General features: G+C 71.7%; 26 protein-coding genes. 9 read left to right on the top strand and 17 right to left on the bottom strand.

All coding sequences use genetic code 11. The annotated features are described in order from the left end of the window. The first annotated feature begins 233 nt into the window (after positions 1-233). Positions 234-1,136, top strand: coding sequence for a serine hydrolase (locus AB0L95_RS22800; protein WP_365163906.1), 903 nt, complete (start codon positions 234-236; stop codon positions 1,134-1,136). A 24-nt stretch (positions 1,137-1,160) separates the two neighbouring features. Here AB0L95_RS22800 and AB0L95_RS22795 read toward each other — a convergent pair whose 3' ends face one another. The 5 genes from AB0L95_RS22795 to AB0L95_RS22775 all read right to left on the bottom strand — a co-directional run bounded on the left by AB0L95_RS22795 (position 1,161) and on the right by AB0L95_RS22775 (position 5,656). Continuing rightward, a complete protein-coding gene (locus tag AB0L95_RS22795) occupies positions 1,161-1,361 on the bottom strand; it encodes a hypothetical protein (RefSeq protein ID WP_365163904.1) in 201 nt (66 codons plus the stop codon). A gap of 164 nt (positions 1,362-1,525) precedes the next feature. Continuing rightward, positions 1,526-2,356, bottom strand: a complete 831-nt coding sequence (nadE, locus tag AB0L95_RS22790) for an ammonia-dependent NAD(+) synthetase (protein ID WP_365163903.1) — start codon at positions 2,354-2,356, stop codon at positions 1,526-1,528. A gap of 129 nt (positions 2,357-2,485) precedes the next feature. After that, on the bottom strand, positions 2,486-3,265 hold the full coding sequence (locus AB0L95_RS22785) for a DMT family transporter (protein WP_365163901.1): 780 nt from the start codon (positions 3,263-3,265) through the stop codon (positions 2,486-2,488). 181 nt (positions 3,266-3,446) lie between these two features. Beyond that, positions 3,447-4,295: an alpha/beta hydrolase gene (locus tag AB0L95_RS22780; RefSeq protein WP_365163899.1), complete on the bottom strand. Its 849-nt coding sequence runs from the start codon at positions 4,293-4,295 to the stop codon at positions 3,447-3,449. Positions 4,296-4,450: 155 nt separating this feature from the next. Further along, the gene (locus AB0L95_RS22775; protein ID WP_365163897.1) at positions 4,451-5,656 is read right to left on the bottom strand and encodes an MFS transporter; all 1,206 of its coding nucleotides are present in this window, start codon (positions 5,654-5,656) and stop codon (positions 4,451-4,453) included. Positions 5,657-5,952: 296 nt separating this feature from the next. Here AB0L95_RS22775 and AB0L95_RS22770 point away from each other — a divergent pair, with 296 nt between their 5' ends. The 3 genes from AB0L95_RS22770 (at position 5,953) to AB0L95_RS22760 (ending at position 8,131) form a co-directional block, all read left to right on the top strand. After that, entirely contained in the window at positions 5,953-6,762 is an 810-nt protein-coding gene (locus tag AB0L95_RS22770) for an SGNH/GDSL hydrolase family protein (protein ID WP_365163895.1), read from the top strand. Positions 6,763-6,945: 183 nt separating this feature from the next. Continuing rightward, complete coding sequence (locus AB0L95_RS22765; RefSeq protein ID WP_365163894.1) at positions 6,946-7,458, top strand: hypothetical protein; 513 nt, start codon at positions 6,946-6,948, stop codon at positions 7,456-7,458. Positions 7,459-7,639: 181 nt separating this feature from the next. After that, entirely contained in the window at positions 7,640-8,131 is a 492-nt protein-coding gene (locus tag AB0L95_RS22760; RefSeq protein WP_365163893.1) for a lamin tail domain-containing protein, read from the top strand. A gap of 19 nt (positions 8,132-8,150) precedes the next feature. Here the strand turns inward: AB0L95_RS22760 and AB0L95_RS22755 are convergent, their stop codons facing one another. Further along, a complete protein-coding gene (locus AB0L95_RS22755; RefSeq protein ID WP_365163890.1) occupies positions 8,151-9,212 on the bottom strand; it encodes an NAD(+)/NADH kinase in 1,062 nt (353 codons plus the stop codon). Between the two features lie 251 nt (positions 9,213-9,463). Between AB0L95_RS22755 and AB0L95_RS22750 the strand changes: the two genes are divergently transcribed. From AB0L95_RS22750 to AB0L95_RS22740, 3 genes are all read left to right on the top strand, one after another. Then, on the top strand, positions 9,464-9,916 hold the full coding sequence (locus AB0L95_RS22750) for a hypothetical protein (RefSeq protein WP_365163889.1): 453 nt from the start codon (positions 9,464-9,466) through the stop codon (positions 9,914-9,916). A gap of 131 nt (positions 9,917-10,047) precedes the next feature. Beyond that, entirely contained in the window at positions 10,048-10,404 is a 357-nt protein-coding gene (locus AB0L95_RS22745; protein WP_365163888.1) for a PRC-barrel domain-containing protein, read from the top strand. A gap of 77 nt (positions 10,405-10,481) precedes the next feature. Continuing rightward, positions 10,482-10,661 carry a hypothetical protein gene (locus tag AB0L95_RS22740; protein ID WP_365163887.1) on the top strand — a complete coding sequence of 60 codons (180 nt, stop codon included), beginning with the start codon at positions 10,482-10,484 and terminating at the stop codon, positions 10,659-10,661. Between the two features lie 51 nt (positions 10,662-10,712). On the opposite strand, the gene AB0L95_RS22735 is transcribed toward AB0L95_RS22740, so the two are convergent. The 4 genes from AB0L95_RS22735 to rpmG form a co-directional block, all read right to left on the bottom strand. Further along, positions 10,713-12,176 carry an NAD(P)/FAD-dependent oxidoreductase gene (locus AB0L95_RS22735; RefSeq protein ID WP_365163885.1) on the bottom strand — a complete coding sequence of 488 codons (1,464 nt, stop codon included), beginning with the start codon at positions 12,174-12,176 and terminating at the stop codon, positions 10,713-10,715. Between the two features lie 330 nt (positions 12,177-12,506). Continuing rightward, positions 12,507-12,629: a type B 50S ribosomal protein L36 gene (gene ykgO, locus AB0L95_RS22730; RefSeq protein ID WP_054244622.1), complete on the bottom strand. Its 123-nt coding sequence runs from the start codon at positions 12,627-12,629 to the stop codon at positions 12,507-12,509. A gap of 37 nt (positions 12,630-12,666) precedes the next feature. Then, positions 12,667-12,927 carry a type B 50S ribosomal protein L31 gene (locus AB0L95_RS22725; protein WP_365163884.1) on the bottom strand — a complete coding sequence of 87 codons (261 nt, stop codon included), beginning with the start codon at positions 12,925-12,927 and terminating at the stop codon, positions 12,667-12,669. Between the two features lie 65 nt (positions 12,928-12,992). After that, positions 12,993-13,157: a 50S ribosomal protein L33 gene (gene rpmG, locus AB0L95_RS22720; protein ID WP_311697647.1), complete on the bottom strand. Its 165-nt coding sequence runs from the start codon at positions 13,155-13,157 to the stop codon at positions 12,993-12,995. 191 nt (positions 13,158-13,348) lie between these two features. On the opposite strand from rpmG, the gene AB0L95_RS22715 reads away from it, so the two are divergent. Continuing rightward, entirely contained in the window at positions 13,349-14,185 is an 837-nt protein-coding gene (locus tag AB0L95_RS22715; protein WP_365163883.1) for a DUF1206 domain-containing protein, read from the top strand. An 81-nt stretch (positions 14,186-14,266) separates the two neighbouring features. Beyond that, complete coding sequence (locus AB0L95_RS22710) at positions 14,267-14,980, top strand: DUF1275 family protein (RefSeq protein ID WP_365163882.1); 714 nt, start codon at positions 14,267-14,269, stop codon at positions 14,978-14,980. 15 nt (positions 14,981-14,995) lie between these two features. On the opposite strand, the gene AB0L95_RS22705 is transcribed toward AB0L95_RS22710, so the two are convergent. From AB0L95_RS22705 to AB0L95_RS22675, 7 genes are all read right to left on the bottom strand, one after another. Further along, positions 14,996-15,817, bottom strand: a complete 822-nt coding sequence (locus AB0L95_RS22705; RefSeq protein ID WP_365163881.1) for a family 1 encapsulin nanocompartment shell protein — start codon at positions 15,815-15,817, stop codon at positions 14,996-14,998. Between the two features lie 21 nt (positions 15,818-15,838). Then, positions 15,839-16,978 carry a Dyp-type peroxidase gene (locus AB0L95_RS22700; protein WP_365163879.1) on the bottom strand — a complete coding sequence of 380 codons (1,140 nt, stop codon included), beginning with the start codon at positions 16,976-16,978 and terminating at the stop codon, positions 15,839-15,841. Positions 16,979-17,258: 280 nt separating this feature from the next. Next, positions 17,259-20,183: an AAA family ATPase gene (locus tag AB0L95_RS22695; RefSeq protein WP_365163878.1), complete on the bottom strand. Its 2,925-nt coding sequence runs from the start codon at positions 20,181-20,183 to the stop codon at positions 17,259-17,261. 219 nt (positions 20,184-20,402) lie between these two features. After that, positions 20,403-21,416, bottom strand: coding sequence for a (-)-alpha-amorphene synthase (locus AB0L95_RS22690; protein WP_365163877.1), 1,014 nt, complete (start codon positions 21,414-21,416; stop codon positions 20,403-20,405). A 134-nt stretch (positions 21,417-21,550) separates the two neighbouring features. Next, positions 21,551-22,936, bottom strand: coding sequence for a cytochrome P450 (locus AB0L95_RS22685; protein ID WP_365163876.1), 1,386 nt, complete (start codon positions 22,934-22,936; stop codon positions 21,551-21,553). A gap of 380 nt (positions 22,937-23,316) precedes the next feature. Further along, entirely contained in the window at positions 23,317-24,468 is a 1,152-nt protein-coding gene (locus AB0L95_RS22680; RefSeq protein ID WP_365163975.1) for a glutathione-independent formaldehyde dehydrogenase, read from the bottom strand. Positions 24,469-24,706: 238 nt separating this feature from the next. Beyond that, complete coding sequence (locus AB0L95_RS22675) at positions 24,707-25,633, bottom strand: DMT family transporter (RefSeq protein WP_365163875.1); 927 nt, start codon at positions 25,631-25,633, stop codon at positions 24,707-24,709. Positions 25,634-25,636 lie beyond the last annotated feature (3 nt).

The raw sequence follows: 25,636 nt of genomic DNA, 5'->3' as shown, positions 1-25,636 counted from the left end.
AACAGCCGGCGACCGGGCGGGAGGCCCGGGAGACCGTCGGTGCGCAGGACGGGCCACTCGACGGTCGCGCGCATCGGTCGTCGTGACGCCGCTCACACACTTCTCTGTGGTTCTCCCCACAATTCGGGTCGAAAGGCGGCCCGGAGTGATGGCGGTCACCTCAAGGTGCGGGCGTTTTGTCTACGTTCGACGTTCAGTGCCCCTCCCCCAGGAACCGTTGAGGCTGCTCCATCATGCTCTTTCGACCGTTCTCCCGCCGGCGGCCGGACACCGCGGACAAACGCCGGGGCAAGCGTGCCGTCGCCTGCGCCGGTGTGCTCCTGGCGTCGGCGACGACGCTGATCTCCACCGGCGCGCTGCACTCGGCCCCGGCCGAGGCGGCCGCGGCCTCGGCCGTACCCGCCACCCCCGCCACCTCCCCCGCACCTGTGCAGCCGCACGCCAAGCCGCGGGTGTCATCCGCGGTGCTCAGCCTGGACGACAAGGGCCGCGAGCCCACCGTGCGCGGCGACGACGCCCCGTACGACACCGCGAGCATCGTCAAGGTCGACATCCTCGCGACGGTGCTGCTCCAGGCGCAGGACGCGGGCCGGCCGCTGACCCCGCAGGAAGTCACCCACGCCGAGGCGATGATCCGGCACAGCGACAACGACTCGGCGACCGCGCTGTGGCAGCAGATCGGCAAGGCCCCGGGGCTGGAGGCGGCCAACAAGCGACTGGGCATGGCCACGACGAAGGGCGGCCCCGGCCTGCTGTGGGGGCTGACACAGACCACGGCACGGGACCAGATACGGCTGCTGCGCGCGGTGTTCGACACCGGACCGGCGGCGAACACGGGCTCCACGGCACTGCGCGAGGACTCGCGGAAGTACATCCGGACGCTGATGACCCGTATCGAGGGCGACCAGGCGTGGGGCGTCTCCGCGGCCACGACCTCGGGGTGGGCGCTGAAGAACGGCTGGCTGCAGCGCACCGCGACCGGGCTGTGGGACGTCAACAGCATCGGGCAGATCACGGTGGGCGGACACCGCTATCTGGTCGCGGTCCTCTCGAACGGCAGCCCGTCGATGCAGGACGGCATCACGCTGGTGGAGGGGGCGGCCCGAACCGCCGTGCACTCCGCGGCCGCCAGCTGACGGCCGGGCGGGGCCGCCCGGACGTCAGCGCCTGGTCGCCCACCACAGCAGCACCAGGGTCACGGCACCGCTGCCGAGCTTGTACGCCGCGCCCTCCAGGAACCGGTCAGGAACCCGGCGCCCGTGGCGTCGTAGCCACATGGGCAGTCGAGAGGTGGTTCGCCTGAGCCGCGCGATCCTGCCTGACGGATGCTTCCGCTGACGATTCGTATGACGCTCCTTCATGCGGATCTCCTCTCGTGCGCAGGTGTGGGCACACGCCCCCCGCCTGCCCGAGAACACACCGGAGTACCTGCCGAAGGCTCCGAACGCAGGACGAAGATCACTCGATCGCCGGGAGTTCCACGGGGCCCGTCGGCGGGTCGGACCAGGCCGCGGCCCCGCGCGACTCAGGGAGCGATCGGCAGCTGTCGCTTGTGCTCGGTGAGCCGGTAGCGGTGGACTATCGCCGCGAAGGCGGCCTCGCCGACCGGCTTGCCCTCCAGGAAGTCGTCGATGTCGTCGTAGGTGACGCCGAGCGCCTCTTCGTCGGGCCTGCCCGGGTTCAGCGTCTCCAGGTCCGCGGTCGGGGTCTTCCAGGTCAGCTCGGACGGCGCGCCCAGAGCCTGCGACAGGGCCCGTACCCGCCGCTTGGTGAGGCCGGTGAGCGGGACCACATCGGCGGCGCCGTCACCGAACTTGGTGAAGAAGCCGGAGACCGCCTCGGCCGCATGGTCGGTGCCCACCACCAGGCCCTGGTACGCGCCCGCCACCGCGTACTGGGCGATCATGCGCTGCCGGGCCTTGATGTTGCCGTGCACGAAGTCCTGGTGGTGCGCGTCACGGAAGACCGTACCGCCGGCCAGCACCGCCTCCAGTGCGGCGTCGCCGGCGGGCTTCACATCGACGGTCAGCACCCGGTCCGGCCGGATGAACTCCAGCGCCCGCTGCGCGTCCTTCTCGTCGGCCTGAGTGCCGTACGGCAGCCGCATCGCGAAGAACGTCGACTCCTGCCCGGTGGCGCGCACCCGCTCCACCGCCAGCTGGCACAGCCGGCCCGCGGTCGAGGAGTCCACACCGCCGCTGATGCCCAGCACCAGCGAGCGCAGGCCCGTGGAGGTCAACTGGTCGGCGAGGAAGGCCACCCGGCGCTCGATCTCCTGCTGTGCGTCGAAGGACTCGCTCACCTGGAGATCCCGGGCGATGTCCTGCTGCAGGGATATGGACGTCGGATCGGACACGGTGGCTCCTCGGTCGTGCTCATGGGCAGGGTCGGCACGCGCCGCGGGGCCGGGGCCACTGGCGCGTGCAGGGGACGGAAGCACTCTAAAGGAGGTGCGAGGTCCCGTGTGGTTCGGCAAGAGGGCAGGTCAGGCGCCGACCGGCGTCGTGGCCGGGCTTGTGCCGTCCGTGTTCGGCTCTTCGGCGGTCCTCTCTCCGGCAGTCGGCTCGCGGGCAGTCGTCCCTAGGGCGGTGCGGTGAGCCTGTTCGATGGCCTGGCCCCAGTAGGTCCCGGCGACCATCAGCACCGCGCCGAGGACGGCGAGGGCGGTCAGATGCTCGCCGCCGATGCCGATACCGATGGCGGCTGCCCACACGGGTTCGGTGCCCAGCAGAAGGCTGGCCCTGCTCGCGGAGGTCCGCTGGATGGCCCAGGTCTGCGCGATGAAGGCGAACACGCTGCAGAACAGGGCGAGATAGGCCAGCTGGGCCCAGGTGCCGGCAGTGGTATGAGCCAGGGCCGCCCGACCGCCCGCGGCGGCCGGTGCGAGACACAGCACCGCCCCGACGACGGTCTGCACGGACGTCAGCTGGAGCAGCCTGAGCGAGCGGCCGGAGGTGAGCCGTCCGACCAGGGCCACATGGACGGCCCGGACCGCGGCCGCGGCCAGCATCAGGACGTCCCCCACCCCGGGCGTGTGCAGCCCGTGGACCGAGGTGAGGAGGCCGACCGCCACGACGCACAGGCCGGCGGCGAGGAAGAAGCGCGGGGGCACCCCGCCCCGGCCGCCCGAACGGTCCAGCAGCGGCGTGATCACCAGCGTCAGACTGATGAGCAGGCCCGCGTTCGCGGCACTGGTGTGCGCCACGCCGTATATCTCCAGCACCAGGACCGCCGCCTGGGTCAGGCCCAGCCGCACGGCACGCACGGCTGTCCGGACCGTCCTGGGCGAGCTACGACGCGCCGGTGAGTCGCCGGCGCTCGACGTCACCCGCGGTTCTGTGCCGTTCGGCGGGCGGACCGGCCGGGCGGGCACGGGCCGACGGACGCTGCCCTGCGGCACTCGTCCGGCTCCGGCGGGACGCGGACCGTCACTGCTGAACGGACCGTCACTGCCCCGCGGAACCTGGCGACTTCGCGGCTTGGAGGACGAGGTCGGTGACGGCGTCCGGGTGGGAGATCATGGCCACATGGGAGGAGTTGATCTCCACCGTGTGCGAGCCCGCGCGCTGTGCCTCGAAGCGTTCCTGGGCCGGGTTGATGGTCATGTCCTGCTTCGCGACGAGGAACCAGGACGGAATGGTGCGCCAGGCGGCCTCTTTGGCCCGCTCGGAGAAGGCGGCCGTACTCGCGGGCCGCTGGGTCGCCGCGAGCACGCGCGCCGTGCGCTCCGGCAGATCGGCGGCGAAAACCCGGTGCAGCTTGTCCGGCTGGAGGTAGAGATCGGTCCCGCTCTCTCCCCCACCGGCCCGGTACGGAACGGAGCGAAGGGCACTGGCGAGTTCGCTCGGGAACCTGCCGGCCAGCGACATCCCGCTCTCGCCCTTGTCCGGCACCAGGGCCGACACGAACACAAGTGACCGCACCTGTGTGTTGCCGGCCGCGGCGGAGCTGATCACCGCACCGCCGTAGGAGTGGCCCACCAGCACGATCGGCCCCTTGATGCTCTTCAGCACCGAGGCGATGTAGGCGGAGTCGGTGTACAGGCCGCGCAGCGGGTTGGCCGGGGCGACGACCGTGTAGCCCTGGCGTTGCAGCCGTTCGACGACTCCGTTCCAGCTGGAGGCGTCCGCGAACGCCCCGTGCACCAGGACGACGGTGGGTTTGGTGTCGGAGGTGGCGTCGGCCGCGTCGGCGGGAGCTGCCCCGACGGCGCACAGGGCCAGGGCGCACCCGACCGCGGTGAGGTGCGCGCCTCGTATGCGGCGCGCTATGCCGTGGATCGCAGATGCTGTCATGGCGTTCTCGCTTTGCTCGAGGTCTCCGTGACCCGAGTGTTCACCCGTTCGTGGCGGGCGGCCCGGCCGCATGGTCCGAACGGGGCAACGCTGGTCCGTCGGAGTGACGGCGGCCTGCCGCCCGGCCGGAGCGCCCCCGTCGTCCCGGATCCGGTTCAGGAATCCGCGGTGGGCCGTCGCCACAAGGCGGTGCCCACTCCGGCGACGAGGAGGGTCGCGCAGCCCGCGAAGACCACACCGGCGTCGCGCAGTCCGAGGGCCACGGCCAGGGCGCCGACCCCCACGACGGGCAACGAGATGCCCACGTATGCGACGACGAAGAACGCCGAGATGGTGGCGCCCCGGTGCGTCTCGGGCGCCGCGGAGCTCACCGCGGTCAGACCGGCCCGGAACGCCATGCCCTGCCCGGCGCCACCGGTCACGGCCCCCAGGAGGAGCACAGGCAAGGACGCCAGCAGCAGTGAGACCCCGACGAGCACGAGACCGGCGACGAGCACCAGACAGCCGAGCGACAGGGCTCTGCGGGTCCCCACCCGCCCCTGGAGCAGCTGTCCGCCGGTCGAGGCGCAGAACACGGAGAAGACGACGGCTCCGACCGCCGCCAGGTTGTGCTCGCCGAGCGTCTGGCCGAGGAAGGCCGGGGCGACCGCGGTGAACAGGCCGAGCAGCGAGAAACCGGCGAAGGCCGCGAGGGCGCATGGCGCGAACACCCCGCGTGCTTCGGGCGGAACCTTCATGCCCTGGGGGCGCAGCGGGGGCCGGGGGCCGGACCGGCGCACGGTTTCCGGCAGCAGAACGGTGACCACGGCGCCGGCCGCCAGCAGCACCAGATGCACGAGGAAGGGCAGCTTGAGCGGCCAGGGCGTGTACGCGGCGAGGGCACCGGAGACGAGGGGACCGAGTCCGAGGCCGCCCATGTTGGCCGCGGTCGCCGCGAGACCGGCGCGGGCGCGTCGCTCCGGCGGTGCCAACTCCAGGACGGCCGCGGTGCCGGTGCCGCTCAACAGGCCCGCGGAGAACCCCGACAGGACCCGTCCCAGGTACAGCAGCGGCAGCCCGCCCTCGCAGAGGAAGCACACCGCGCTGAGCGCGGCCAGCCCGAGCGCCGCCAGCAGCACCGGGCGTCGCCCCAGCAGATCGGAGAAGTCACCGGCCACCAGCAGGGCGGTGATGACACCCACCGCGTAGACGGCGAAGACCACGGTGACGATCAGCTCGGAGAACCCGATGTGCTGGCGGTACAGGCCATACAGCGGCGTGGGCAGGGTGGTGCCCATCATGCCGACGGCGAAGACGCCCGCCGCGGCCACGTATCCGGGCCGACGGGCCGGGCGGCGACGGCGTTCGGTGTCACGGCTCATCACATCCCACCATAGGCATCCGGAGCACGGCGCGGTGCGCGGGACCCGGCGCGGTCGACGGCCGCGGGGTCCACGGCCGGTCCGGGCACCCCGACGGAGACGGGCCGGACGAGTGACGGCTCAACGGGTGACGTCCACGCGGAGCACCGCGCACCGCTGTTCCCTCACGCCGGACACAAGTGCTTTAGCAGACATGGGACTTGGGCAGCACCACGGCCCTGGACGGCGCCCGACGGGCCGCACACGCCGCGGCGCCGGGCCCGTCCTCACCGGCCCGGACGTGCTAAGCGAGGGCTATGAGACAGTCCCGAATCGCGGCATGTGTGTCCTCGCTCCTCCTGTCCGCCGTCTGCACTCTCACGGGTACCACAGCGGCACAGGCCGCCCCCGAAGCAGCGGCCACGGGCTATGTGGCCCTCGGGGACTCCTACTCCTCCGGGGTGGGAGCCGGCGGCTACTTCGCCAACAGCGGCGACTGCCTGCGCAGCAGTCGGGCGTATCCCGCCCTGTGGGCCGCGTCCCATCCTCGATCGTCGTTCAACTTCGCCGCGTGCAACGGCGCCCGCACGAGTGATGTCATGGACCACCAGCTCGGCCCGCTCGGTGCCCGTACCGGACTGGTCAGCGTCACCGTCGGCGGAAGCGACTCGGGCTTCGGCCACGTGATGACGACCTGTGTGCTGCGCGGCAGCACCGCGTGTCTGTCCGCCGTGGCCGAGGCACGCACCTATATGGACAGCACCCTTCCGCACGACCTGGACCGCCTCTACACGGCCATCAGGCGCAAGGCCCCGGCCGCCCATGTGGTGGTCCTCGGCTATCCGCATCTGTACAAGGTCCACGGCACCTGCACGGCCGGCCTCACCGACGCCTCACGGTCCGCGCTGAACAACGCCGTCGACCACCTCGACACCGTGATCGCGAAGCGTGTCGCCGACCACGGATTCATGTTCGCCGACGTACGCGCCGCCTTCAAGGACCACGAGATCTGCACCTCCAGCCCCTGGGTGCGCAGCGTCAGCCTGCTGGCACCCGTCGAGTCGTACCATCCCACCTCGCTGGGGCAGTCGCGCGGTTACCTCCCCGTCTTCACACGCACCGCCTGACGGGCCACCCGCGAGCCGGGCGCGGTCAGGACGGAGCATCCGCGATGTCATCCGTGACGGACGCCGCCGCGTCCTGTCCCGACCCGCCCTCTGGCGAACGCGCGTAGGCCTCGGGCACCATCTCCGTGCACCACCTGCACAGCCGCCCCACAGGACACGGCCCGACCGCAGGAAGGTCCCAGCATGAAGATGCGCTCCGCCCTCACGGCCCTCGCACTCACTCTCACGCCCGGGCTCGCCGTACTCGGCGGCGCCGGGGACGCGCTCGCCGCCCAGGACGTCACCGTCACCAAGATCTCCCATGCCACGGCCACCTCGATGTTCCGTCAGGTCGGCATCACCTGGTCGTCCTCCGGGAACTGCTCCGACCGCAACAATCCGACCTGTACGTCCTTCGAGCAGCTCAACCTCGCCACGGCCCAGGGCGCGCAGACCCTCAAGGGGGCCACCGGCTGCGCGCTGAACATCACCGGGGGCACCGAGACCGGGCACGCCTCCGGCACGTACTCGCACTGGAACGGCTACAAGCTCGACTACGGCAAGAACTCCTGCGTCACCAACTACATCAAGGGCACCTTCGCCTACATCGGCCTGCGGAGCGACGGCGCACCCCAGTACCAGTCGGGCTCCGGCAACATCTACGCCGACGAGGGCAGCCACTGGGACGTCCTCTACTACAACTGCGGAGGCTGCTGACCTCCACCACGGCACACCGGGCCCCCGCTCCCCGCGCCGGGAACGGGGGCCCGGTCATCTCCCAGCCCCGATCCCGCACCCTCCGCCAACCCTCACATTTTCTTCACTCTTCACTCACCCCACCCTCACCGATCGGATAAGCTCCTCGGGCTCCATTCGCACCACTGAGGGGGGATTCCTCATGCGCATACGCGCTGCGCTGGCCGCTGCCGCCGCCGGGACGTTCGTCGCCGTCGCCGCCGTTCCGGCGCACGCCACCGAGTACTCGTCGGCCCTGAAACTGACGGGTGTTCAGTACGACGCACCCGGCCGGGACTCCAACAACTGCTCCACCGGCAACACGCGGGACGAGTACCTGACGATCAAGAACTACTCCCGCAGCACGACGGTCAACCTCAAGGGCTACGTGGTCAAGGACGCCGCCGGCAACCGCTTCGTCTTCCCCGCCAACCACTACCTGGAGCCGGGCGACTATGTGAAGCTGCGCGGCGGCAAGGGCACCGACTCCGACGCCAAGAACGTCGTCTACCGCCAGAACTGCAACTTCATGTGGAACAACGACAAGGACACCATCTACCTGTACAAGCCCTCCAGCAGCCGCGCCGACGTCCACTCCTACACCAAGTCCGGCTCGGACCGGGACGGCAACGGCTACATCACCTTCCACGGCTGACGTTCCGTCATGGAACGGGTCACGGTGCCGGAGGCAGGCGAAAGCCGTTCAGGTCCTCCGGCAGCGGGCCCGTGGGCCGGAACACGGGCGCCGCCGGACCGTCGGCGGCCGCCGCGGGCGCGTCGGTGAGCCGCATCCGATCCCTGAGCCGCCCGTAGAAGTTGGCGGGGGCCAGCCTCACCAGGCGCAGCGGGCGCGGCGCCGCGGCCACCCCGATCCAGTCGCCGGGCTCCAGGATGCCGCGCGACTGCCCGTCCACGCTCACCGCGGCCCGACCGGAGTGGGGCAGCACCAGCAGGGCGATCGGCTCGTCCAGATTGGCGATCACCGTGCGGTTGAACGCCATGTGCGGGGCCACGGGCGTGAAGACAAGGGCCTTCATCCGCGGCGAGAGCACCGGTCCCCCCGCGGCGAAGCTGTACGCGGTCGAGCCGGTCGGGGTGGCGAGGATGACACCGTCGGCCGAGTACGACGCCAGCAGCCGCCCCGCGAAGTACACCCCCACGCTGACCTGCCGGTCCCGCGCCAGTTTCTCCACCACGACGTCGTTCAGCGCGTTGACGTCCAGCGGGATCCCCCAGCCGTCGTCCTCCGCGGAGTCGGGCTCCGGCTGCGGCTGGGGCGGCGGCAGCGCCGGGCCCCGCCCGTAGCACAGCGTCTCCTCCATGCCGACGGGAATCTCCAGCAGTCTGGAGGACCGCATCATCAGCATCATGCGTTCCTCGCACTCGGACCTGCCGGCCTGGATCGCCTCCAGTGCCTGCACGACCTGGGTGACCGGGGTCTCGGTCAAAAAGCCGACCCTGCCCACGTCCACGCCCAGTACCAGGGCGTCGTTCTTGGCGGCGATGCGTGCGCCGCGCAGAAACGTACCGTCCCCGCCGAGGGTCACGATGAGGTCCGGACCGCCCGCCGCCCGCACCTCCTCCCGGGCGTGGCGGCGGCTCGCCCCGTCCTGCCACACATCGATGTCGACGCACTTGATCCCGTGCTGCGCGCACCACTCCCGTACCGTCTGCGCCCCGGCGACCGCCTGTGGACGGCCCCCGTGCACCACGAGTCCCAGCCGGCTGATCGACATGACACCACCTCCCGGTCGCGGCCCCAGCGACAGGCCGGAATCGGCCGACCCTGCTTCCGTGAAGCCCACCGTGGGAGAGCGGCCCGCCCCACCATCGTCGCGCAGCGGGAGCCGGGCCTCCTCTCGTGTGACGGGTGCCGCCGCCGCATGCCCATGACGGGCCCGACGCCCGCTCCGTTTGCCGGGCCCCGTGGGCGGAACCCGAACGGTCTGTCCGGCACAGCCACAGCGGAACCAAGGAGGTGTCGCGTATGCACCCCGTGACCAAAGGCCTGCTGGCGGGGGCGGTCGGCACCGTCGTACTGGACCTGGTCGGCTACGGCGACATGCTGCCGCGCGGCCGTCCGTCCAGCGATGTGCCCGCCGAGGTGGCCGATCGTCTCGCCGAGCGCACCGGTGTCGCACTGGGCGACGGGGAAACCAGGTCCAGTCGTGATCAAGCCGTCGGCGCCCTGCTCGGGTACGTCATCGGCCTCGGGATCGGGGGCGCGTACGGCTTGTGGCGGTACCGGGCCGGCCCACCGTCGCTCTGGACGTCCGGGCCGCTGCTCGGCGCGGCCGCCATGGCGGGCAGCGACCTCCCGGCCACCGCCCTGAAGGTGACCGATCCGGCCTCCTGGCCCCTGACGTCCTGGGTGTCGGACGCGGTGCCGCATCTCGCCTACGGCCTGACCACGGCCTCCGTGTACGAAGCACTGCGCTGACGGAGCGGCCCCTGCCGTAGCTGCGGGTCGAGGCTCCGGGGACGTACAGTGAAGACAGTGCCGGCTCTCGCACAGCCGCTCCGCCCGGATCGGGGTGTCTGTGGGAGGCCGCGGGCCGCAAGGAGCGAGGCATGATCCATTCAGCCGACATCCGCGAATGGCGCGACCGTGACGTGCTGGACGCCAAAGGGCGCAAGATCGGGGCCCTGGAGGCGGTCTATGTGGACACCACCACCGACACGCCGACCATGGCCACCATCCGTACCGGGCTGCCGACCCGCCAGCGGCTCGTCTTCGTCCCCCTCGACGAGGCGACCCTGGGCCCGGGCTACGTCAAGGTCGCGCACTCCAGAGGGCTGGTGAAGAAGGCGCCGTCCATGGGCCTGGACGACATCCTGCCGGCCGAGCGCGAAGCGGAGATCTTCCAGCACTACGACCAGGCCTACGCGCCCGGCGCCGATCGTGGACGCCGCCTCGCACGCCGTTGACCAGCCGTGTCACCGACCGGCCCGCAGAACATCGGCGACCCGTCATCCGCACCACCGGCCGGAGGATGTGTTCCCTCATGGCGTTCCTAGCGTTTGTCCTGTTCCTGATCCTCGCAGCGGTCGTCCTCGGTTTCCTCGGCGCGATCCTCAAGGGGCTCTTCTACCTCCTGATCATCGGAGTCGTGGTCTTCGCGGCGACCCTGTTGCTGTCGGGTTTCCGCTGGTCCCGCCGCTCCCATCGGCACGTCGTCCGCTGAGGCCTCCTTCCGGGTGCGCACCGCGGTGGGGCGCGCCCCCGGCGGTCCGGCTCAGCCCCGTTCGCGCCGGTAGGCGGCCAGAAGAAAGAGCCAGATCTCGCTGACGGTCGGGAAACAGGCGACCGCGTGCCGCAGCCGTTTCAGCGGCACCTCACCGGCGACCGCGACGGTCGCCGAGTGCAGCAGCTCGCTCACTCCCGGCCCGACGAAGGTCACTCCCAGCAGGACGTCCCGGTCCTCGTCGACGACGAGTCGGGCGTGGCCCCGGTAGCCGTCGGCGAAGAGGTTGGCGCCCTGGGCGGCGTTGAGGGGCACGTCGACGGTCCTGACGCGGTGACCGGCCCCGGCCGCCTGTTCGGCGGTCAGGCCCACCGCCGCCGCCTCGGGATCGGTGAAGAAGACCTGGGGCACGGCATGCTGGTCGGCGGTGGTGGCGTGGTCGCCCCAGGGCGCGTCGTCCAGCGGGCGACCCGCGGCACGGGCGGCGATGGCGTCCCCGGCGGTGCGGGCCTGGTACTTGCCCTGATGGGTGAGCAAGGCACGGTGGTTGACGTCCCCGCAGGCGTACAGCCAGTCGCCGTCGACCTCGCGCACCAGGCAGGTCGTGTCCACGTCCAGCCAGGATCCGGGCGTCAGCCCGACCGTGTCGAGACCGATGTCGTCGGTGGCGGGCGTCCGGCCGGTGGCGAACAGGACCTCGTCGACCTCCAGTTCGCCGCCGTCGTCGAGGGTGAGCGTGACGGGCCCCTGCGGTTGCGGGCGCCGTAGCGCAGTCACCTGCCGGCCGATCCGCACGTCCACCCCCGCCTCGGTGAGCCCGCGTTCCAGCAGCTCGCCCGCGATGGGTTCCATCCGGGGCAGCAGGGCGCGGCGGGCGAGCAGGGTGACCTGGGAGCCGAGACCCTGCCAGAGGGTGGCCATCTCGACGCCGACCCCGCCACCGCCGACGATCGCGAGACGGGCGGGCACGCTGCTGGAGTCGGTGCCCTGCCGGTTCGTCCAGGGCCGGGCCTCCTGGATACCCGGCAGATCCGGCAGGGACGGCAGGCTGCCGGTGGCGACGGCCACGGCATGCCGTGCGGTCAGGGTCCGGCGCGCGCCGTCGTCGCTGGTGACCGTGACCCGGCGCGGGCCGTCGATCCTGCCCTGCCCGCGGAACAGGTCGGCACCCATGGACTTGACCGCCTCGGCCTGCCCGCTGTCGTCCCAGTCGGCGACGTAGTGGTTGCGGCGACCGAAGACCCGTTCGGTGTCGATCCGGCCGGTCACGGCCTGCCGGGCGCCGTCCACCCGGTGGACGTCGGCCAGGGCGAGCACCGGCCGCAGCAGAGCCTTGCTGGGGACACACGCCCAGTAGGAACACTCGCCGCCGACGAGTTCACGCTCCACCACGGCCACGGAGAGCCCGGCCGCGCGGGCGCGGTCGGTGACGTTCTGGCCGACCGGGCCCGCGCCCAGCACGATCACGTCATACGTGGCGGTACCGGCTTCCTTGTCTCCGCCTGCTTCGCTCATTTCTCCCTCGCATCCTGATCAGGGCTGCCCGGCACGGCGGAAGACCGGCGGGAAACGCCTTCGTGCGCATTCCGGGTCATGTAACCGCGCAGTATCCGCCGACCACTGCACCCCGGCCCCATGGCTCACGAAGAGCGCCCAGAAGTGGCACATTCGGCGGCACGGAGACGCCGTGCCGGGCCCGCCGCCCGTGGACGACGGCTCACGGCGATCCGGGAGGCCCGGGCGCTGCGCGCCGGACGGCCCACTCGAGCGAGGGCCGGACACGGCAGACCGGCCCCTCTCCGTGCGGCACGGGGAGGGGCAGGGCGTGTGTCCGGTGAGGCGGCGTCAGCCCTGGCGGGCCTTGAAGCGCGGGTTCTTCTTGTTGACGACGAAGACCACGCCCCGGCGGCGCACCACCTGGGCTCCGGGCTTGGACTTCAAAGAGCGCAGGGACTTGCGTACCTTCATGACTGTCTTCTCCTCTCGCAGGCCGTCCGGCCGGCCGTCAGCGCTGGGCCGCGGCCGTGCGGCCGTAGCGGCGCTCGAAGCGCTCCACCCGGCCGGCGGTGTCCACGACCCGGGAGGTGCCGGTGTAGAACGGGTGGCTCGCCGACGAGATCTCCACGTCGACCACCGGGTAGGTGTTGCCGTCCTCCCACTCGACGGTCCGGGTCGAGTGTGCCGTCGAGCGGGTCAGGAAGGCGGCGTTCGCGGCGCGGTCACGGAAGACCACCGGCCGCAGTTCGGGGTGGATGCCAGGCCTCATGGGAGTTTCCTTTCTCGTGGCCGTTCGTGTGCGTCCCGTGCCCTCAGGGCCGACCGGGACTCGGGTCAGCGCTCCTCGCGGAAGAGGACGTGCTGGTTGGCCACCGGGTCGTACTTGCGGAGCACCAGCCGGTCGGGGTGGTGCTGGCGGTTCTTGCGCGTCACATAGGTGACGCCGGTACCGGCCGTCGACTTCAGCTTGACGACCGGGCGCGCGCTGCTGCGTGCCATGAGGTTCTCCCTTCACCCACATCCGCGATCTTGACTCGCGCATGTCAGCTACGTGCTCTGTAACAGCAACCCCCGCCCTTCCATTCCCGGCCGATCCGGCGGACTCGACGGACGTACTGACGCCTGGGCGAGGGCGGCGCTCGGCGTATGGGCGTCCCCGGCCGGGGCATCCGGTTGTCCGGGAGGTCGAGATGAACACGAGCGCGATGACCCAGGGCGGCCGGACACGGGCCCGGCGCGCGGCACGGGGCCCGGTGCTGCGGGGCGCCGCCCGGGCGGGACTGACCGCCTGCGGAGTGATCTATCTGCTGATCGGTCTTCTGGCGCTGCGGATCGCCTTCGGCGACCGCCGACAGCAGGCCGACCGCAGCGGTGCCGTCGCCCAGATCGCGCACGAGCCGTTCGGCGCCGTACTCCTGTGGGCCCTGGGCACCGGGCTCGCCGGCATGGCGCTGTGGCGGCTGTCCGAGTCGCTGTTCGGTGCGGTCGGGCCGGACGGCCGCAAGGCCACGAAGCGGCTGTCGGCCCTGGCCCGGTGCGTGTTCTACGGGTGCGTCGCCTACTCCGTGCTGTCGTTCGCCGCGGGCTACGGCGACCAGGGCCGCTCCAGCGACCAGCAGTCCCGCGATGTCACGGCCAGGCTGCTGGGGATGCCCGCCGGACAGTGGATCGTCGGCGCAGCCGGGATCGGGATCATCGTGGCGGGCGTGTGGGCCGGCGTCCAGGCCGTTCGGCGCGCCTTCCACGCCGAGCTCAGGCTGGGCGAGATGTCCCCGGGAGCCCGGCGGCTGGTGGACTTCACCGGCGTCGGGGGTGGCGCCGCGCGGGGGCTGGTCCTCGCCGCGGCGGGGGGCTTCGCGGTGCGTGCGGCGGTGGACTACCGGCCCGACCGCGCCAAGGGACTGGACGACACGCTGCGCTCCTTCGCCGGCACGCCGTTCGGGCCGTGGCTGCTGGCGCTGGTCGCCGCCGGGCTCGCCCTGTTCGGGCTGTTCTCCTTCGCGCTGGCCCGCTGGGGCAGGGTCTGACCGTGCCGGGCGAGCCCTCGCCGCTCGTCACGGAGGATCACGTACACCTACCCTCGGTGACTACGGTGGAGAGGAGCGGTGATGGAACAGCGCGAAGAGCCGGACAGCGGTCCGGGGCCCACGACGTGCATCGCGGTGGTGGTGCTGGTGGCCGCCTCCGGTGCGGTGGAGGCCATCTCGTTCACCGCGCTCGACCATGTCTTCGCCGGTGTCATGACGAGCAATCTCGCCCTGCTGGGGATGGCGATCGGCCACGGCGGTGGTACGGGAGTCGCCTCCGCCGCGCTGGCCCTGGCGGGGTTCGGCGCGGGCGCCGGGCTGGTCGCCTGGGTGACCCACGGTCGGGAGGAGGTCGCCACGCACTGGCCCGCACGGGTGATGTTCTGTCTGACCGGCGAGGCCGTGCTGCTCGCCGTGGGAGCGGGGGTCTGGGCGGCCTCGGGCGGCGCACCCGGAGCGGTGGCCCGCGACGCCCTGCAGTGCGGCGCCGCGATGGCCATGGGCGCGCAGGCCGCGGCGATGGTGGCCGCGGGACGGGCCGCCGCTCCCACCACCTATCTGACCGGGACGCTCGCGACCTACATCGTGCGCGGCGTCGGACGGACCCGCCCCGACGGATGGGTGCCCGCCCGGCTCGGAGCGCTCATCGTCGGCGCGGCGGCCGCCATGGCGTTGCGCCGGGTGGCGCCCGCGTGGGCCGGGGCGCTGCCGTTCGTGCTCGTCGCGGCCGCCACGCTCACCGCGGCCCGGCCCCTGTTCCTGCACCGGTCGGCCGGGGGTGAGCGACAGGCGTAGGCGGGTGGCGGGGCTTCACAGTGCCGTGGGCCGCGTCCCCGGGGTCTCCAGGGCCACCACGGCCTCAGACGTGTACACCAGGAAGGTCAGCGTCTCCTGGAAGTACAGCCGGACGCTGTTCTCGTCGTGCGAGAGGTAGCCGATCGACAGGTCCTGGCCGAGGCGCAGTTCGAAGTCGCCGCCCCGCGTGGACAGCAGGAAGGCTCCGTCGATGGCGGGCGCCCACACGATGTCACCGTCCAGCAGCCGGGCCATGTGGTTGATGACCGGATAACCGTAGTCGGAGGTCTCGCTGACGGCGGTGTACGCCGCCGCGCTCAGCACCAGGGTGTAGGCGCCGCCCACACCCGCGAGCCGCAGCGCACTCACGGCCTGGCTGACGGCGTTGGGGTACTCGGGTACCCCCTCGGGCAGGACCAGGCGCGGGTTCGAGGAGCTGTCGCGCAGTCCGGCTATGCCCGCGGCCGCGTAGCCCTCGAACACCGCCCGGTCCTCCGCGTACGCGATCCGGCGGGCGGCGTCCTTGACCGGTTGCCAGTCGGCGTCCTTGGCGCCGCGTGCGACGTCGTCGACCTGCCGCCGGTCCACGGTGAACGGGACCCGCAGCTCGACGAGCGGCTGGAAGAGTCGGGTGTGCGCGATGACCCCCTCGGCGGGGCCGTCGACGGCCTGGAGGTGTCCGGTGCCCACACCGGCCAGCTCGGAACCGCCCGGCTCGGGGACATCGACGATCCGGCGGGCCGCCACATGGCGTCTGAACGTGCGGCCGGCCTCCTCCTCCAGATCGGCCCACGCCTCGGCGGAGACGGGCGCCAGTTCGCGGTGAAGGTTGTTCATCGGCCCAACCGCCCTTCAGGACTACGGTTCATAACTGCCCTTCATGTCGCCGATCCCGAGGGACCCGTCCGAGACCCGTGCCGGCACGGAAGGCACGGTGTCGCTCTCGCCGTCACCCTCGTCCCGGGGCGAGCCGGCCTCGTACGGGGCCGGGTACGACGGCGGGCCGGACTCCTCGCGGGGCGTGCCCGTCTCGCACGACGCGCTCGCGCCGGGCGGATCGGGCAGGTCGTCCAGGAAGTCGGTGGTGGGGACGTGGAACAACGATCCGGTGACCGCCGTGGAGAAATCCAGGATGCGGTCGTGGGCCGCCGACGGCGCGCCCAGGAACATCCGCTCCAGCATCCTCTCCGTCACCGTCGGGGTACGGGCGTACCCGATGAAGTACGTGCCGAACTCGCCCTTCCCGACGGTGCCGAAGGGCATGTTGTCGCGGAGGATCTCGTGCTTCGTGCCGTCGGGATCGACGAGCGTGTTCAGCGCGACATGCGAGTCGGCCGGTTTGACCTCGTCGGCCAGTTCGATGTCGGACAGTTTCCGACGGCCGACGACCAGCTCCTGCGCCTCCACCGGAAGGGCGTTCCAGGCATCCAGATCGTGAAGGTACTTCTGAACGATGACATAACTCCCGCCCGCGAAGGCGGGATCCTCGTCCCCGACCAGCACGGCCGCCTGCGCCGCCGGGCCCGTGGGGTTCTCCGTACCGTCGACGAAACCCAGCAGGTCACGCACGTCGAAGTACTTGAACCCATGCACCTCGTCGCGCACCGTGACGACGTCCCGCAGCCGTTCCATGATCTCGGCGGCCAGCGCGAAGCACAGGTCGAGCCGCGCGGCACGGATGTGGAACAGCAGGTCACCGGGCGTCGACACGGCACGGTGGACGGGCCCGGACAGCTCCCGGAAGGGGTGCAGCTCCGCCGGGCGCGGTCCGGCGAACAGACGGTCCCATGCCGCGGAGCCGATGCCCAGGACACAGCTCAGCCGTCCGTCGGGCTCGGCCCGGAAACCGACGGCCCGCTGTATGCCGGTGAGGTCGGCCAGTACATCCCGCACCACCGGCTCGCCCCCTGTGTCGATCGTCGTCACCAGGAAGATCGCTGCGGTGGTCAGCGGCGACAGCACCGGCTGGGGAACGGGACCCGGGGGGCGTCCGGCCATGGGCCACACCTCTTCCCAGCGGCCGCGAGCGGGACGCTGGGGCGCGGCCGTAGATCGGCGCCGGGCCCGGACCCCCGCACCCCACATCGGGGTGCGGTGGCCGCCTGGCCGCTCGGCGCGCGGGACCTGACGGAGAAACGTTCTCTCACTCTAGGGCGGCCACCGCGCCCTCTGCCACCGCGGCGTACCGGGCCCGCCCCGCGGTCGGCGGGGGCGGGTGGCCCGGCTGCACCGCGGTCGCGCAACTCCCGGCCGGAATCCTGCGGGTCGACCGCACCGGTCACTCGCGGGCGCCGGAAGGCCGGGGACGGGGAAAGGACTCCAGGGCCGCGGCCAGTCCGGTGGCATCGGTGCCGATCTTGCGGTAGGCGGAGGAGAGCAGCTGCCGCACGCCTTGTTCGGTCAGATGAAGCTCCTGGGCGACCACCGCCGTCGTGTGGCTGCGGGCCGTCATCTCGGCGGCTCTGCGTTCCTGCGCCGTGAGCGTGTCCGTCTGCGCGTAACGCAGGGGCAGCGGCCGCAGTCCGGCCGTGGAGAGTTCCTTCCTGGCCCGGGCCGCCAGGCCCTCGGCACCGCAGTGGACGGCGCCTTCCAGGCCCCGGTAGAGCCGGTCGGCGGCCTCATGGGGCTGTCCGTTCCGGAACAGTGCGGCGCCCTGGCCGATCAGGGCGCGGGCCAGCTCGTACGCCGCGGGTGAGCGCTCCAGGTGGGCCACGGCCTCCGCGTAGGGTTCCAGCGCCGCCGATCCGACGGCGACCTCGGCCTGGGTGCGCAGCGCCTGGCCGATGGCGGACGGCGCGCCGAAGTCCCGTGCCCGTGCGACGGCCTCCTCCGCGAGGCGGGCGGCCCGCTCGGGAGCGGCGGGGGCGAGCGCTGCGGCCAGGTCCAGCCGCCAGGGGCACCACGCGGGATTGCGCCAGGCCCGTGACTCCAGCCACTCCCCCACGTCGAGCAGCAGGTCCGCCGCCTCGCCGTGCCGTCCCTCGGCGAGGAGCAGTTCGGCGTACACCGTACGGGGGTCGGGGTAGATGACGGCGTTCGGGACCACCTTGCCGTAGCCGTGCGCATCGGCGAGCCGACGCGCCTCGGGGGTCCGCCCGCGGGCCAGCAGGATCTGGATGAGGATGCCGACCGCGAACCACTGGGCGGGCACGCCCTCGTCGACCCGGTCGGCGATACGCAGCCCCTCCCGGACCAGTTCCTCCGCCTCGGCGAGCGAGCCTCGGTGATGGCGGATGTAGCCGAAGAGCGTCTGGCCGAGGGCGAGGTGCGAGCCGCGCCAGCCCTTCGCCTCGCACTCGGCGATGCCCTGGGTGAACAGCTCTTCGGCCCGCCGCGGCTGGTCGCAGTACATGAACGTCAGGGCGACCGAGACCGGCACCTCGAAGCCCCGGTTCTCGTCGGTCCAGCTCAGTCCGCCGCGCAGGGCCTCCCGGGCATACCTGAGCACGGTGTCCCTCGACTCCCCGCGCAACAGGGCGTCCCAGGCCCGTAGGCCCAGGATGGAGCGCTCCTCCGGTCCCCGGCCCGTCAGCCGTCCGGCCAGCCGGGCCAGTCTGCGCGAACGGGCCGCGGGGTCGGGCTCGTCGGCGCGGCACGAGCTCCACTGGAAGTGGTCGGCCAGCATCCGCAGCCGGACACGCGGATGGGGAGCCAGTCGCGCCTCCCGCTCGGCCACGGACGCCGCCTCCGCCACCCGGTCGGTGTGGGCCAGCGCCTGGGTCAGCCGGTAGACGATGGAGGCGCGCAGCTCGTCGGCGATCACGGGCTCCGCGAGTGCCGCGCGTAGATAGCCGACCGTGGCGGTGGGTTCGATCAGAAAGGTGGAGCCGGCGAGTTCGTAGAGCAGGGCGGCCCGCTCCTCCTGGGCGGGCGGCTCCCGCAGGGCCCGGGTCAGAACGCGACGGGCGGCCTCCGGAGCGCCCGCCCGCAGAGACTCACGGGCGGCCTCCCGCAGGCACGCGACCGCCTCGGAGTTGCCCTCGCACGGGACCTCCAGCAGATGCCGGGCCGCGGCAGCGGCCCCGAGTCCCGCGGTGCGGATCGCCTCGGCGGCCGCGTTGTGCAGTCCGACCCGAAGGCCCGGGGGAATGGCCCGGTAGACGGCGGTGGCGACCAGGGGGTGGGCGAACTCCAGTACGCCGCCGGGGCCTTGACGGTCGGCCAGGATCCGGGCGGCGCGCAGCTTCTCGGTCGCCTCATCGGCCTGCTCGCTGCCGACCACGGCGATGGTGGCGGCGAGTTCCTGCGGGATGGCCGTTCCCAGGACGGCGGCGGCCCAGGCGAAGCGGACGGTGGGGGTGCCGAGGCGCTGGAGGCGTTCGGCCAGACCGGGTCCCTTGACCGCCGAGGCCAGTTCCCGCAGCACGGGCACGTCCCGCCGGGTGCCCCTGACCCGCCGCTCGCCGAGCCGGGCGGCCAGCTCCACCGTCTCGAACGGGCTTCCGCCGGTGATGGTCCAGCACTCGCCGCAGAACGCGTCCTCGGCCTGCTCCCCCAGTTCGTCCCGGAGGATACGGGCCACACCGCCGGCGGTCAGCGGCGCCAATGAATAGGGGCGGTTTCCCTGCCGCTCGGCGAGGGAGCGGAAGACGGCCGCTCCGGGCGGCAGTTCGTCGGGCCGGTAGGCGACGACGATCAGCAGGGGCAGGTCCTCCGCCCGTGGTGCGAAGGAGGCGAGCCAGCTCAACGACTCCTCGTCGGCCCAGTGCATGTCGTCCAGGAGCAGGACGAGGGGCGCCTTGCGCACCGCCAGACGGGTCAGGACCCAGTCGAGACCGTCGCGCACCGCGGTCGGATCCGGCACATGCGCGGCGTCCTGCGCCTCGATGCCGAGGGCCGCGGCGACGATGTCGTACCAACTCCCCAGCAGTTCGTGGCGTTCCGGCTCCTCCATGGCTGCCAGGGCGGGTTGCAGCAGGCGACGGACCAGGCGGAAGGCCACGCCCTGCTCGTTCTCGCCGCCGTGGCCCGAGAGCACCGTGCACCCCCGTGCCACGGCGCGGACGCGCGCCTCCGTGAGGAGTGTCGTCTTGCCCAGTCCGGCCGGACCGGTGAAGGCGAGCAGCCCGCCCCGCCGCTCCCGTGACACACCGTCGGTGGCGTCACGGAGGTCCGAGAACGCGGAATCAAGGCCATGGAGTTCCCGATGGCGCTCGAACAGGGGCCGGCGCTCGATGACCGGATAGGAGGTTGCGTCCACCATGTGCTCTGCCGCTTCCTGCCGTCGGCTTCGGACGACAGCGACGAGCGTACGCCCAGGTGGACGCCGAGTAGAGGCTTTGGGGAATCCTCGCCTACGGAAAGAGTGAATCACCCATTTCGGTGTTTTGATCTTCCGTACCTCGGGTAACGGACGCTAATCGAGTTTCCTGCGGGACGGTTGTCGACGTGTGCCCCGGATGTGGCACGGAAGCAGAAAATCCTATTCCAGGGAGCCGACGGGCTCGGCGGCCGTGTCCGCATAGCGCGGCACGCCGCGGGACCAGTAGTAACAGCCACGAATCCAGCCGGCCATGCCGTTCACATAGCCGATGCCCAGGGCGCTCAACTCCGGCTCGGTCTCCTTGAAGAGCCGCTCGAACTCCCTGATGGTGCCGTTGATGCGCCGCACGGCCAGCATGACGCCCTCCTCCAGCGAACAGCGGTGCTCCCGGCGGTAGGCGAGGGCCAGGTTGATCACTCCGCCCAGGCGCTGTTCCTTCACCGCGGAGAACAGGTCGGGTATCCACACGGCCGCGTCGGCCGACAGCCTGCGCAGGCGCCGTACGGCGGGGTGACCGAGTTCCTGTGGCGTCAACTCGCCGGGCAGCGCGGCCTCGCACAGCGGATAGAAGGGTTCGACGCCCGCGATGAGCGACCGTATCGAGGTGCACAGCCCGATTCCGGGGCCTTCGGGGTCCTCCTGGGCCACCGCCTCGTACAACAGGCCGTGCACATACTCACGACCCGCCCACGCCCAGCGCTCGGCCTGGTCGGGGGTGCAGCGCTCCATGACCTGGCGCCGTAGATCGGCCAGGGCCGCCCCGAGCGGAGTGCTGGGCGGCCGACCGTCACGCAGGATGCCGACGCTCTCGCAGAGCATCGGCATCAGCCGGCTCGGCCGCCCTCGCCCGATCTCCTCCGCCCGGTCGTCGAAGACGAACTGATAGGCGATCTGATGGGCCGTGATCCGGAGGATGTCCGGGTCCATCGTGGGGCCGTTGTAGGACGCCAGTTGGGCGGGGCGGGTGTGGGCGATCATCGCCGCCACCGACGGGTCGTCGGTCAGGCCGCAGGCGCGTAACCAGTCGTCCACGCCCGCCGCGGCCTGTTCCTCGTACGGATTGCTGAGAAAGGGAAAGGGCATGTGGAGCTGGGCCTCGATCAGGTCCTTCAGGCTCGCGGCCGGTATCCGGCCGCGCGACGCGGCCGGGCCGCCCTCGTGCGCCGTGGTCACCGTTCTCACCTTCTTTCCGGTACTTTCCGGTTCTTTGGAGAAACCCCGTGAGCGGTGCGGCACCACTGTCCGGGTTGCGGGGGAGCCTTGCTCCGGTCCCGAGGGAGCGGTACGCGGGACGGGGACCGGTCCCCTCAGGGTGCGGGAGCCGAGTGCGCGGGGCCCGGGTCCCGGGCGGTGGTGCCGTGCGTCGGGGGTTCGGTGGCCGGTGCGTGGGGGCGTGGTTCGGGGACCATCGTGAGTTCCCTGGGCCCGAGGGTGGCCGCGGGGCGCGGTTGTTCGGCGCGTCCGGGTAACGGCCGCAGGCGCCAGCGGGCGGCGATCGCCGCGACGGCCAGCGTGGCCTCCGCCAGGGCGAACGTGTCACCGATGCACTTACGGCTGCCCGCCGCGAAGGGGAGCATCGCGCCGTGCCGGGCTGCCGACCCCGACCCCGACCCGGGCCCCGGCAGCCAGCGGTCCGGGAGGAACCGGTCCGGTTCCGGGAAGGACGCGGGATCATGGTGCAGGAGGTAGGGGCTGTACAGGACGGTGGTCCCCTTCGGGATCCGTACTCCGCCCAACTCCGTGTCCCGGGTGGTGATCCTGGTGAACAGCCAGCCGGGCGGATACGTCCGCAGGGTCTCGGCGACGACGCAGCGGGTGTAGACCAGGCGTGGCAGGTCCTCGCCCCCGGGCAGCCGCCCTCCGGTGAGCACCGCGTCGATCTCGCAGTGCAGCCGCCGCTCGGCCTCCGGATGCCCGGGCAGCAGCCCGAAGAGGGAGCCCAGACACATCGCCGTGCTCTCGACTCCGGTGAGCAGCAGGGTGATCAGCTGGTCGTGTATCTCCTGCGCGGTCACCGAGGACGCCGGCCCGTGGTCCTCCTCGGCCGACAGCAGGGTTCCCAGCAGGTCGTCGCGAGGACTGCTCCGCCGGCGCTGCTCGACGACGGAGTCGGTGATGGCGTGCAGGCGGTCGAACGCCCGCCGGTAGCGGCGGTTCGCGGGTGTCGGTATACGGAACAGGGGGGCGACGGGTACGACGGTCCGGATGAACAGGCCCCTCACCAGGGCGGCGAGACAGTCCCGCATCTCGGCGACGGTCGCCGCGTCGAGCGAGTCCGAGAAGAGGACCCGGCTGGTCACCCGGGTGGTCAGGGCCAGCATCGCCGCGCTGACATCGACCCGCTCCCCCGGTCGCCACGTACGGCAGACCGCTGCCGCCTCCTCCGCCATGATCTGCGTGTAGTCCGCGATGCGGGAGGGGTGGAAGGCGGGCTGGAGAAGCCTGCGCTGCCGTCGGTGCTCCGCATGGGCCGAGGTGACGAGGCTGTTGCCCATCAGCGGCCGGAGCCTGTCGTACTGCGGGCCTCCCTTGTCGAAGGTGCGGGCGTCCATGAGGACGCGGTGGACCAGCTCCGGGTGGCACGCCAGCCAGGCGCGCTGGGGGCCGAGGCGTATCTCGACCACATCCCCGTACGCGGGCAGGGAATTCAGAAAGGCCAGGGGCCGGCGGAACAGGGAGATGCCGTGCCCCACGAAGGGGAATATGCCTGGCGCAGTTCCACTCTTCCAGTCTCGCTCTTGGGCGGGCATGGAAACGCTCATGGAATACCACCTGCCTCAGTCAGCACATGGAAGTCGGTGAAACGTTCCAAGGACAGGGCACTTGAATCGTTTCCTGCCCAGTGCAACCCGTACGGGCGCCCGAATTCCTCCGCCCAAGGGGGCGCACGGGAGCACAAAGAAGCATGCCGCACAGCGCAGTTACGGCATCGTCGGTGCGCGACGGCCGTGACGGCCCCCTGAGGAAAGCCGCTTTCGCGCGCGGCCTCGTCGGGCACCGAGCAGGTGAACCATCCGACTCACAGATCACGCCCCGGCCGGCGAGGGCACCGGTCGGGGCGTGTCGTGGGTTGTCATGCCGCGAGAGCGTGGCCGGGGTGCAGGACCACCTTGGTGTAGCCCTCGACCCTCTTGTCGAACTTCTCGTACGCCTGCGGCGCCTGGTCGAGCGGCAGCTCATGGGAGACCACGAAGCTGGGCTTGGCCCGACCGGCGATGATCATGTCACGCAGCTGGCGGTTGTACTGCTTGACGTTGCACTGACCGGTGCCCATCTGCTGCCCCTTTTCGAACATCTTGCCGATGGAGACCAGCAGTTGGCCGTGCCTGGCGTGGTCGTCCGGTCCGCCCGGATCGGAAGGCACATACAGGCCCGGCACACCGAGCAGGCCGGTCGGTCGTACGGTCTCGACGAGCGCGTTGAGGACGACGGCGGGTTCCTCGTGGCTCGCGTCGTGCGCCTGGGCCTGGTAGCCGACGGCGTCCACGCCCTTGTCGGTGCCCTCACCCTTCGTCTGCGCCTTGATCTGCTCGGCCGGGTCGCCCTGGGTGAAGTCGATGGGGATGGCCCCGATCTCCTCCGCCTTGGCGAGCCTCTCGGGCACCCGGTCGACGCAGAACACCTTCGCCGCACCGCGCAGCAGGGCCGAGTAGGCGGCCATCAGCCCCACCGGCCCGGCACCGTAGACGGCCACGCTGTCGCCGGTGGACACCAGGGCGAGTTCACAGCCGTGGTAGCCGGTCGGGAAGATGTCGGCCAGCAGGACGAAATCGTTCTCGAACTCGCGTCCCGGCGGCAGCTTCAGGCAGTTGAAGTCGGCGAAGGGCACCCGCAGCCGCTCCGCCTGGCCGCCCTTGTACGGGCCCATCGCCACATATCCATAGGCCCCGCCGGCGAAGCCGGGATTCACCGTCAGACAGAAACCGGTCTTGCCGGCCAGGCAGTTCTTGCAGAATCCACAGGCGACGTTGAAGGGCATCACGACACGGTCACCCTGCGACAGCGACACCACACCGCTGCCGAACTCCTCGATTATGCCGAGGTTCTCGTGGCCGAAGACGATGCCCGACTCCGCGGCCGTCCGCCCCTCGTACATATGCAGGTCCGAGCCGCAGATCGCGGTCGACGTGACGCGCACGATCACATCGTTCGGATGCTCGATCTGTGGATCGTCGACCTCGCGCACCGTCACATTGAATGGCTTCTCGTAGACGACGGCTTTCACCTGGGTCACCTCCGCGTCGCACGCCGACATGACGGCGGCGACGGTCGGGGCGCTACCGGGGCACACAGAAAGGCGCGGGCCGGCGGTCTGTGCCGTGGCCCCTGGGCGCTCTCGTCTCACCGCCGGCTACTTCCAGGTAACGCCCGCGCGGCACGGGCCGCAACCCACATCGGGTGCGCCCGCGACCCGCCCCAGGAACTCTGGTAGCCGCCACGTCACTGGGCTCGGCGGGCCTCGTTCACGACCGCTGCGGCGTCGGCTCCTGGGCGCCGGGACCCGAGCCGTTGCGTCGTACCGGCGCCGTGTCCCAGGCTCCGCCCGCGGCCAGGGCACTCGCCAGGCCCACGCTGCCCGCCCCGATGAGCGCCACGCCGACGGCTTCGGGCAGCACCCGGACGCCGAGGGCGATGCGCTCCTCGAACAGCACCCACCCCAGAGCCACGCTGGTCAGCGCGTCCCCCAGGGTGAGCGCCGGCTGCGAGGCCGACAGCGAGCCGGCTCGGAACGTGCTCTGCAGCAGCAGGAAGCCGACCGTTCCGGCGGCGATCCCCGCGTAGAGCGGCCACTGGGTCAGCACGACATCGACACCGTGCCCGAGTTGCCCGACGACCTCCTTGATGAGCGCGGCGGTGGCGGCGAACGACACGGCCGACGCCAGGCCGAGCAGCACGGCACGCGGCGATCCCGTCACCAGGAGGCCCGCCACGACGAGCACCGCCACGGCGCACAGCACCGCCGCTCCTGTCACCATCCAGCGGCCCGCCACGGCCGTGGTCCGCCCGGCGGAGGGCGCCGCCGACCCCAGGAAAAGCGCGAGCCCGGCGGCGAGTGCCGCGAACGCCAGCCAGGTACGGCGGTCGGGGCGCCGATGGAAGACCACGCTTCCGACCATCAGGGTGAACAGCAGTTCGGTGGCCAGCAGGGGCTGGACGACGGAGAGGCTGCCGACGGCCAACGCGGAGGCCTGCAACACGGTGGACAGCGCGAGCAGACCGGTGCCCGCCAGCCAGTGCGGCCGACGCAGCACCTGGGCGAGCCAGCGGGCAGCCTGCCGGATCCCCCGGCCGCCTTCGTCCTGGTCCGTCGCCGCCCGGCGCTGCAACACGGACGCCGCGGCATTGGAGAGCGCGGTGAACAGCGCGAGGACGACGGTGAGGACGCTCACCCG

The organism is Streptomyces sp. NPDC052036, from assembly GCF_040680495.1.
Taxonomy (GTDB): domain Bacteria; phylum Actinomycetota; class Actinomycetes; order Streptomycetales; family Streptomycetaceae; genus Streptomyces.
This window is presented reverse-complemented; position numbering and strand designations above follow the sequence as displayed.

What these genes read in the sequence shown, in the direction of transcription:
- AB0L95_RS22800 (WP_365163906.1), top strand. Translation starts at nt 234, where the DNA reads ATGCTCTTTCGACCGTTCTCCCGCCGGCGGCCGGACACCGCGGACAAA.
- AB0L95_RS22795 (WP_365163904.1), bottom strand. Translation starts at nt 1,361, where the DNA reads ATGAAGGAGCGTCATACGAATCGTCAGCGGAAGCATCCGTCAGGCAGG.
- AB0L95_RS22780 (WP_365163899.1), bottom strand. Translation starts at nt 4,295, where the DNA reads ATGACAGCATCTGCGATCCACGGCATAGCGCGCCGCATACGAGGCGCG.
- AB0L95_RS22775 (WP_365163897.1), bottom strand. Translation starts at nt 5,656, where the DNA reads ATGAGCCGTGACACCGAACGCCGTCGCCGCCCGGCCCGTCGGCCCGGA.
- AB0L95_RS22770 (WP_365163895.1), top strand. Translation starts at nt 5,953, where the DNA reads ATGAGACAGTCCCGAATCGCGGCATGTGTGTCCTCGCTCCTCCTGTCC.
- AB0L95_RS22765 (WP_365163894.1), top strand. Translation starts at nt 6,946, where the DNA reads ATGAAGATGCGCTCCGCCCTCACGGCCCTCGCACTCACTCTCACGCCC.
- AB0L95_RS22760 (WP_365163893.1), top strand. Translation starts at nt 7,640, where the DNA reads ATGCGCATACGCGCTGCGCTGGCCGCTGCCGCCGCCGGGACGTTCGTC.
- AB0L95_RS22755 (WP_365163890.1), bottom strand. Translation starts at nt 9,212, where the DNA reads ATGTCGATCAGCCGGCTGGGACTCGTGGTGCACGGGGGCCGTCCACAG.
- AB0L95_RS22750 (WP_365163889.1), top strand. Translation starts at nt 9,464, where the DNA reads ATGCACCCCGTGACCAAAGGCCTGCTGGCGGGGGCGGTCGGCACCGTC.
- AB0L95_RS22745 (WP_365163888.1), top strand. Translation starts at nt 10,048, where the DNA reads ATGATCCATTCAGCCGACATCCGCGAATGGCGCGACCGTGACGTGCTG.
- AB0L95_RS22740 (WP_365163887.1), top strand. Translation starts at nt 10,482, where the DNA reads ATGGCGTTCCTAGCGTTTGTCCTGTTCCTGATCCTCGCAGCGGTCGTC.
- AB0L95_RS22735 (WP_365163885.1), bottom strand. Translation starts at nt 12,176, where the DNA reads ATGAGCGAAGCAGGCGGAGACAAGGAAGCCGGTACCGCCACGTATGAC.
- ykgO (WP_054244622.1), bottom strand. Translation starts at nt 12,629, where the DNA reads ATGAAGGTACGCAAGTCCCTGCGCTCTTTGAAGTCCAAGCCCGGAGCC.
- AB0L95_RS22725 (WP_365163884.1), bottom strand. Translation starts at nt 12,927, where the DNA reads ATGAGGCCTGGCATCCACCCCGAACTGCGGCCGGTGGTCTTCCGTGAC.
- rpmG (WP_311697647.1), bottom strand. Translation starts at nt 13,157, where the DNA reads ATGGCACGCAGCAGCGCGCGCCCGGTCGTCAAGCTGAAGTCGACGGCC.
- AB0L95_RS22715 (WP_365163883.1), top strand. Translation starts at nt 13,349, where the DNA reads ATGAACACGAGCGCGATGACCCAGGGCGGCCGGACACGGGCCCGGCGC.
- AB0L95_RS22710 (WP_365163882.1), top strand. Translation starts at nt 14,267, where the DNA reads ATGGAACAGCGCGAAGAGCCGGACAGCGGTCCGGGGCCCACGACGTGC.
- AB0L95_RS22705 (WP_365163881.1), bottom strand. Translation starts at nt 15,817, where the DNA reads ATGAACAACCTTCACCGCGAACTGGCGCCCGTCTCCGCCGAGGCGTGG.
- AB0L95_RS22700 (WP_365163879.1), bottom strand. Translation starts at nt 16,978, where the DNA reads ATGGCCGGACGCCCCCCGGGTCCCGTTCCCCAGCCGGTGCTGTCGCCG.
- AB0L95_RS22695 (WP_365163878.1), bottom strand. Translation starts at nt 20,183, where the DNA reads ATGGTGGACGCAACCTCCTATCCGGTCATCGAGCGCCGGCCCCTGTTC.